This is a genomic window from Sodalinema sp. (genome assembly GCF_046483825.1).
In the GTDB taxonomy this organism is placed as follows: Bacteria; Cyanobacteriota; Cyanobacteriia; order Cyanobacteriales; family Geitlerinemataceae; genus Sodalinema.
Genome location: NZ_JAWOCL010000151.1, coordinates 1 through 6,801, shown reverse-complemented (window position 1 = coordinate 6,801; position 6,801 = coordinate 1). Strand labels below are relative to the sequence as shown.

Below are 6,801 nucleotides of genomic sequence, written 5' to 3'. Positions count from 1 at the left end.
CTCAACAAATTTCCTTTCAACCTCATTGGCGTACCCACAGAACCGTTCCTGATTCCCACCCGCAAACTCATTCCCCCCCTAGGAGGGGTTGACATTTCCCCCATTATCTGGGTGGGGATTTTCAGCCTCATCCGAGAACTGTTGTTAGGGCAACAGGGGTTGATCACGATGATGCGTTAGGGAATAGGGAATAGGGAATAGGGAATAGGGAATAGGGAACAGGGAACAGGGAACACCGGAACTGGGAACGGGGAACGGGGAACAGGGAACAGGGTTTGCCTCTTGCCTCTTGCCATCCCCTCCTGGGAGGGGTTAGGGGTGGGTTATGCCTCTTGCCTTTTGCCTCTTGCCTTTTTTTGCCCCCTAATCTCGATCCTTCGCCATAAACTGTTCCACAAAATTGGTGTAGACTGTGCCACCGAGAAACTCGGGGCTGTCGAGGATTTTTTGGTGAAAGCCTATCGTGGTGGGAATGCCGGTGACGGCACATTCTCGCAGGGCGCGTTTCATGCGGGCGATCGCCTGTTCGCGAGTTAAGCCCCAGACAATGAGCTTACCAATAAGAGAATCGTAATAGGGGGGAATCTCATAATCCGTATAGACATGGGAATCGACCCGTACCCCAATCCCACCGGGGGGAAGATAGCCGCTAATGCGTCCGGGATGGGGGCGGAAGTTGCGATCGGGATCTTCGGCGTTGATGCGACATTCGATCGCATGGCCCCGTAACTCCACCTGATTCTGATTAACCGGCAGTTTTTCCCCTTGGGCCACCAAAATTTGAGCCGCAATTAGATCTAAGCCACAAATCGCCTCAGTGACCGGATGTTCCACCTGAATCCGGGTGTTCATCTCCATAAAATAGAAATTCCCCGAACCATCGAGGAGAAACTCCACCGTTCCCGCCCCCACATAGTTAATGGACTTGGCCACCTTCACCGCCGCTTTACCCATCCGTTGCCGTAACTTGGGATCAAGGGCAGGACTGGGGGCTTCTTCGAGGAGTTTCTGATGTCGTCGTTGAATCGAACAATCCCGTTCCCCCAAGTGAATCACATTGCCATGTTGATCCGCGAGAATCTGAAACTCAATATGGCGCGGTCGTTCGATGAACTTCTCCAGATAAATTCCGGGATCACCAAACGCCGCTTCCGCCTCCCCTTGGGCTGCCAGAAACAGTTTCGGTAACTCTCCGGCATGACGGACAAAGCGCATTCCTCGGCCACCCCCACCAGCCGTCGCTTTCACCATCACCGGATAACCAATCTTGTCCGCCAGGGACAGGGCTTCTTTTTCATCATGAAGGAGGCCATCACTCCCCGGAACCGTGGGAACCCCGATTTGTTTCATAGTTTCTCGGGCCGTGGATTTGTCTCCCATCTGTCGCATCGAGTCGGGAGAGGGGCCGATAAAGGCAATTTGGTGATCGGCGCAAATTTCGGCAAAGCGGGCATTTTCGGCCAGGAAGCCATAGCCGGGATGGATGGCCGTGGCATTGCGGGTTAGGGCCGCTGAGATGATGTTGGGAATGTTGAGATAGCTTTTATTACTCGACGGTTCGCCAATGCAAACGGCTTCATCGGCCAGTTGCACATGGAGGGCATGGCGATCAACGGTGGAATAGACGGCGACGGTGGCAATGCCCATCTCCTCGCAGGTTCGGAGGATACGGAGGGCGATTTCACCTCGGTTAGCAATGAGAATTTTCGAGAACTGCATCTTTGAGTGTCTGGGGCAACGGGGAACGAAAACAACCGCAGCAGGATCGGATGAAAAAAAATGAAAAAAAATTTTTCATCAAATGTGGCGCAACTGTCCACAGTTATGCTAAGTTATCATAGTGCGGTTAACCAAGGTTAGCGGTACAAGCGCCACGCGGATGTGGTGGAATTGGTAGACACGCACGCTTGAGGGGCGTGTGGAGCAATCCTTGCGAGTTCGAGTCTCGCCATCCGCATTGCAATCTACCCATCTGTGCCTCAACAGATTCTAAGAAAGGGATGGCTGTGAAGCTATCCCTTTTTTGGTGATTGATGCCAAAGCGGTGCGTTCGGGCAAGTCGGGGCGAAAAATTTTTCGCCCCTACGATGCCGGAACACACCCTATCCCTCTTGCCTCTTGCCTCTTGCCTCTTGCCTCTTGCCTTTCCCCATGTCTGATCCCCTACAACAACTCTTCTCCACCATCTGCGATCGCCGCGACAATCCCAGCGAGGAATCCTATACCTGTAAACTCCTCGCTGGAGGAGACAATAAGATTTTGAAGAAAATCGGCGAAGAAGCCGCCGAAGTGGTCATGGCTTGTAAAGATGATGACCCGGATGCGATCGCCTCAGAAGTCGCAGATCTGCTTTACCATACTCTTGTTGCCATGGCCCACCATCATGTCGATGTCGATGCGGTCTATCAACACCTCGAGGCCCGCCGACGCTAACTCACTTTCGGAGATTTGCCGATGTCTCTCGACGTTACAGCAGGCGAAGCCCTGATCCAAAACAACTTAGAGAAATTTCTCTTAGTTCTCTCCGTCTCCCTCACCGTCGCCACCCTGTCGCGAACAGTGAGCTGGATGCGGCAAATACCCTACACCCTATTATTGGTCATCGTCGGGGTCTTCCTCGCCTTTGAAGATGTCCGTTTGGTGAATTTGTCGCCGGAACTCATTTTGGAGATTTTCCTGCCCCCCTTGCTCTTTGAAGCCGGTTGGAACCTCCATTGGAAGAACCTCAAAAAAGATTTATTCCCCGTCACCTTGTTCGCCATCGTTGGGGTGATGATTTCCATCTTTGGCATCGGCTGGATGCTGGCCAGTTTCACGGCCATTCCTCTACCCGTCTGTTTGTTGGTGGGGGCGAGTCTCTCTGCCACCGATCCGGTGTCTGTGATTGCCCTATTTCGTGAGTTGGGAGTGGGGGAACGGCTGACGACGTTGATGGAAGGGGAAAGTCTGTTTAACGACGGCGTGGCGGTTGTGGCGTTTGGCTTGCTGCTTGGCTTAGCCACCGGAACCCAGGAATTTTCCCTACAAGTGACGATTTCCGATTTTGCCGTGTTTGTGGGGGTTGGGGTAGGCGTAGGAAGTGCCATTGGCTTTGGTATTTCCTACCTCACTCAACGCTTCGATTTACCCCTCGTCGAACAGTCGTTAACGCTTGTCGCCGCCTACGGAACCTATGTGATTACGGAAAATCTCGGCGGTTCTGGGGTAATTGCGGTGGTGACGACGGGGGTGATTTTGGGCAATTTCGGCTCTCGCATCGGCATGAATCCGCGAACACGGCTGTTAGTGACCGAGTTTTGGGAGTTTATCGCCTTCTTCGTCAACTCAATTGTCTTCTTGTTGATTGGCGATCGCGTCCAGTTTGACAGTCTACAAGACAGTCTCATCCCCATGGCCATTGCTATTGGTGCCTTGTTGTTGACACGGGCGATCGCCATTTTTGGCTTAGGGAGTTTCAGCAACCTCGCCACCAAGTCTGGCATCAAGTCCTCAGAATTGACAGTATTGTGGTGGGGAGGCTTGCGAGGGTCTGTTTCCATCGCCCTGGCGTTGAGCGTTCCCGTGATTCTCCCAGAACGGGAAGAAGTGATTGGGATTGTCTTCGGTGTGGTGTTATTTACCCTCTTGGTGCAAGGCTTAACCACGAAACCCCTACTCCAGAATCTCTCGTTACTCGACGAGAACTCCCGTAAACAGGAGTATGCCGAAGTCGTGGCCCGTCGTGCCGCCTTGGAACGGGTGTTGAGCCATCTGCAACAGCAAGACACTCGCTCCGATATTCCCCAGGATTTTTACGAGTACCAAACCTCTCTCATCCGAGGCGAACTCAAGCAGTTGGGACAACAGTTAGAGAAACTTCAGAAAGAAGATCCCGACTTAAAAGATTACGCCAGCCAAATGCTGAAAGAGCAATTGTTGGCCATTGAAGCCGATACCTATGCTGAGTTTGTCAAATCAGGGCAGTTAAATCAAGAACTGGCACCGTTTTTGCAGGGAAACCTCTAGCCAATGGGTTGACATCCCGCCGCAACGCCATGAATGTACTCACTTCCCGCCGCTAGGGAACCTCGGCGATAGTGAGCATCATGGGGTTGTCCCCACCCCAGTTGTAAGACGACTTCGAGAAAGGTTTGATTTTCCCATTTCCAGATATTCGCCCAGTCAGTTCGCGGAATTAAAGCTGAGACATCGGCGAGGGTAATGGGTTCGTAATCCTTACCCTGGTTGACACTCAAATACAAGTCCATGTCTGGGGTGACTCGTTCCCAGAACTGCAAAATCTGGGGTTTGGCTTGTCGTAGAATCTCTAAATCAGACTCAAGGGCGATCAGCCGTTCATGAACCTGGGGATAGTGCAGCGTTTGCTCCTTCAGCGTCAATTCCCGCCAGACAATCCCTGAAACGCCGTAGTCTTGCTGATAGTGGTGAATGGCGGATTTGAAGTCTTGATACGCCGAGAACCGCTGCATCGCATCGGGTTTCAGGAGGCTATCGACGGCGATATTGCCAATATAGGGATTGGCGGACAGGTTAAGCCGTTCTCCCCTCAGGCAAGCCTCATGTTCTGCGGCGAGGATGTCAATGAGTTCTTCGGTTGTATGAACCTTCACCATACCGCGATCGCCCACCCCATTGTCTTTTTCCTAGTCTGCCATGTTTTGCCGAGGTTTTCATCCTCTGTAGAGACTGTATAGACGGCTTAATAGCGACGAGGAAAGGGAAACCGATAGCGATAGCGAATCTGAACGGGGGCCTCTCGTTGAGGTAGACGACAGGCCCTGGCGGCGGAACTGGCTTCAATTTCAGTTCGTTGCGAGGTGAGTCGGGGGCCGCCACCATGATCAGTATTGGTATACAACACCCCCAAGACACAACGCCGGATATCGCGAGCCTCAATACGAGTTTGCACACCTTCGCAGGCTTCAGCCGCCGAAGCTTGATCGACAACGGTACGGCGAGAGTTCAGTCGAGTTTCGCCGTTATAGCTAATATCTGTATACAGCAAGCCGTTTAAGCAAAGGCGTACCACCTGATCACGGGATTGAGCCAAGCTCGGGGACCCCCAAAGGATACCCAGAACAACGCCGAGACTGAGGGGAAGCAGTTTCATGGATTTTGATAGGAAAATGAGTGGTTGAGACGGTCCTACTCTGATTATGACGGATTCCCCCAACCCAGGTTTCACATCACCCAACAGAAGAGCGATGCGTTCGGGTCAGTAGGGGAACCCACCCCTAACCCCTCCCAGGAGGGGATTCTTCGCCCCTACTATCGCAAGCCAAAACAGTCGCTACCCCTCTTGCCTTTTGCATGCATGCCTCTTGCCTTTCTTACAACATCGCCTCAAACTCCCGTCGCAAACAGTTCACATTAGCCACACGAGCCACAATCAACTGTCCTTCGTCTGACTGATGAAAGACCTGTTTCCAATGACGAACTCGCTCCTCTTGACTTAGCCAAAACTCAATCATCGCTGAGACAACAGCATCCCAATCCCAATCAGGTTTTTGATGCACCAGTTCCGTGGATTGAATAAAGCCGTCAAGGGTGCAGTCATAACTTCCGAGATAGGCAAGACTACGATGGGGAGTTTTCTCGACTTGTTGCTGATGGTCAAAGAAGTTGAGAACCGGTAAAATATTGATGATATCAAAGGTGTAGCTCATAATACGGCTTGTTTACCTCACGCTAAATTCGTTTTTTAAGCAACTTCAACGGCTGGTAACTTTGTCCTAGAATTAGCACTCTCAACCGCTGAGTGCTAAGCAAAAAGCCGCCAGGTTGTGAGATAGTCTCACTCCCTAACGGCTAAGAGACGAGGAGATGTATGCAGAGATTTTCTAGGAAAACATCTGAGCATCGCGGGTCTCAATTGTGCAAGTTAACAGGTTGATGATTGGCATTCTAGCGAATTGATTGGCGAAAACCGTTTATGATGAACATCTAGCTAAAAAAGTTAATCAAAATTCACGATTTGTTATGGTTCTGGCTCCTTGGAGAACTCATCTATCCGGTGCATTACACCGCAACCGCAGTCTAATTTATGCCCGCTATTTTCAATTAGCGACGGTGCGTGCTGATGGTACGCCGGCGAATCGAACGGTGGTGTTTCGGGGCTTTGCGGAGGGCGATCGCCTGCAAATCATTACCGATCGCCGCAGTGCTAAGATGCACGACATTGCTGAGAATGGCCAAGCTGAAGCCTGTTGGTATTTCCCCAAAACGCGGGAACAGTTCCGGTTAGGGGGACCCTTAATCGCCGTCTCCGAGGCGTGTCAGGATGAGGGATTACAGCAGCTGCGATCGCACCTCTGGCGACAGATTTCCGACAATGCGCGTTCCGGGTTTGCTTGGCCCGAACCTGGGGGCGATCGCGCGACGATGGAGGCGTTCCAAGTTTCTCCCCCCAATCCTGAAACCCCCTTAGACAGCTTCACACTCCTCTTACTCGAACCCATCCGCGTCGATTGGCTGACATTGCGAGGCGAACCGCAAAATCGCTATTTCTATGAGCGTCAGGAGGATGGCGGTTGGAGTCAGCGGGAGGTGAATCCCTAGAGCGGGGTGGAACGGCGAGTCCACCTCAACCCAGGTGGCCAGTTCCCTACACTTTGGAGGAATCCAAAGCCGCCTGTAACAGTGATGAAATGGCCCGTTCTTGAAACTGTTGGGCATAATCACCTAAGATTTCAGCAAACTCCTGATACTCAGCTTGTTCACGGATTACCTCTTGAGACCAACGACGAATCCGGTTCAGATTTCCTCGCTTCGACCAGTCCAAAAGTTGATTTAAGATATCAG

The 6,801-nt window shown here is 51.9% G+C and carries 8 protein-coding genes, 1 tRNA gene and 1 pseudogene; 5 read left to right on the top strand and 5 right to left on the bottom strand.

What is annotated here, in order from left to right; genetic code table 11:
- Positions 1-180 (top strand): YggT family protein (locus R6U67_RS09940; RefSeq protein WP_410252392.1); only part of this gene is annotated, 180 nt, incomplete at its 5' end.
- A 183-nt stretch (positions 181-363) separates the two neighbouring features.
- Here the strand turns inward: R6U67_RS09940 and accC are convergent.
- Positions 364-1,719: an acetyl-CoA carboxylase biotin carboxylase subunit gene (accC, locus tag R6U67_RS09935; protein WP_410252391.1), complete on the bottom strand. Its 1,356-nt coding sequence runs from the start codon at positions 1,717-1,719 to the stop codon at positions 364-366.
- Positions 1,720-1,875: 156 nt separating this feature from the next.
- Between accC and R6U67_RS09930 the strand changes: the two genes are divergently transcribed.
- The 3 genes and pseudogenes from R6U67_RS09930 (at position 1,876) to R6U67_RS09920 (ending at position 4,005) form a co-directional block, all read left to right on the top strand.
- Positions 1,876-1,957, top strand: a tRNA-Leu gene (locus tag R6U67_RS09930).
- 197 nt (positions 1,958-2,154) lie between these two features.
- Positions 2,155-2,433: pseudogene (gene hisE, locus R6U67_RS09925) on the top strand (phosphoribosyl-ATP diphosphatase); the annotation flags it as partial.
- Between the two features lie 21 nt (positions 2,434-2,454).
- Positions 2,455-4,005, top strand: a complete 1,551-nt coding sequence (locus tag R6U67_RS09920) for a cation:proton antiporter (protein ID WP_410252390.1) — start codon at positions 2,455-2,457, stop codon at positions 4,003-4,005.
- On the opposite strand, the gene R6U67_RS09915 is transcribed toward R6U67_RS09920, so the two are convergent.
- The 3 genes from R6U67_RS09915 to R6U67_RS09905 all read right to left on the bottom strand — a co-directional run bounded on the left by R6U67_RS09915 (position 4,002) and on the right by R6U67_RS09905 (position 5,666).
- The gene (locus tag R6U67_RS09915) at positions 4,002-4,613 is read right to left on the bottom strand and encodes a hypothetical protein (protein WP_410252389.1); all 612 of its coding nucleotides are present in this window, start codon (positions 4,611-4,613) and stop codon (positions 4,002-4,004) included. The two genes, R6U67_RS09920 and R6U67_RS09915, sit on opposite strands and share 4 nt — an antisense overlap.
- 86 nt (positions 4,614-4,699) lie before the next feature.
- Complete coding sequence (locus R6U67_RS09910) at positions 4,700-5,110, bottom strand: hypothetical protein (protein ID WP_410252388.1); 411 nt, start codon at positions 5,108-5,110, stop codon at positions 4,700-4,702.
- 220 nt (positions 5,111-5,330) lie between these two features.
- Positions 5,331-5,666 carry a hypothetical protein gene (locus tag R6U67_RS09905; RefSeq protein ID WP_410252387.1) on the bottom strand — a complete coding sequence of 112 codons (336 nt, stop codon included), beginning with the start codon at positions 5,664-5,666 and terminating at the stop codon, positions 5,331-5,333.
- 313 nt (positions 5,667-5,979) lie between these two features.
- On the opposite strand from R6U67_RS09905, the gene R6U67_RS09900 reads away from it, so the two are divergent.
- Complete coding sequence (locus tag R6U67_RS09900) at positions 5,980-6,558, top strand: Npun_F5749 family FMN-dependent PPOX-type flavoprotein (RefSeq protein ID WP_410252386.1); 579 nt, start codon at positions 5,980-5,982, stop codon at positions 6,556-6,558.
- Positions 6,559-6,604: 46 nt separating this feature from the next.
- Here the strand turns inward: R6U67_RS09900 and R6U67_RS09895 are convergent.
- The coding region (locus R6U67_RS09895; RefSeq protein WP_410252385.1) for a hypothetical protein at positions 6,605-6,801 on the bottom strand (197 nt) is incomplete at its 5' end.

What these genes read in the sequence shown, in the direction of transcription:
- accC (WP_410252391.1), bottom strand. Translation starts at nt 1,719, where the DNA reads ATGCAGTTCTCGAAAATTCTCATTGCTAACCGAGGTGAAATCGCCCTC.
- R6U67_RS09900 (WP_410252386.1), top strand. Translation starts at nt 5,980, where the DNA reads ATGGTTCTGGCTCCTTGGAGAACTCATCTATCCGGTGCATTACACCGC.
- R6U67_RS09910 (WP_410252388.1), bottom strand. Translation starts at nt 5,110, where the DNA reads ATGAAACTGCTTCCCCTCAGTCTCGGCGTTGTTCTGGGTATCCTTTGG.
- R6U67_RS09920 (WP_410252390.1), top strand. Translation starts at nt 2,455, where the DNA reads ATGTCTCTCGACGTTACAGCAGGCGAAGCCCTGATCCAAAACAACTTA.
- R6U67_RS09915 (WP_410252389.1), bottom strand. Translation starts at nt 4,613, where the DNA reads ATGGTGAAGGTTCATACAACCGAAGAACTCATTGACATCCTCGCCGCA.
- R6U67_RS09905 (WP_410252387.1), bottom strand. Translation starts at nt 5,666, where the DNA reads ATGAGCTACACCTTTGATATCATCAATATTTTACCGGTTCTCAACTTC.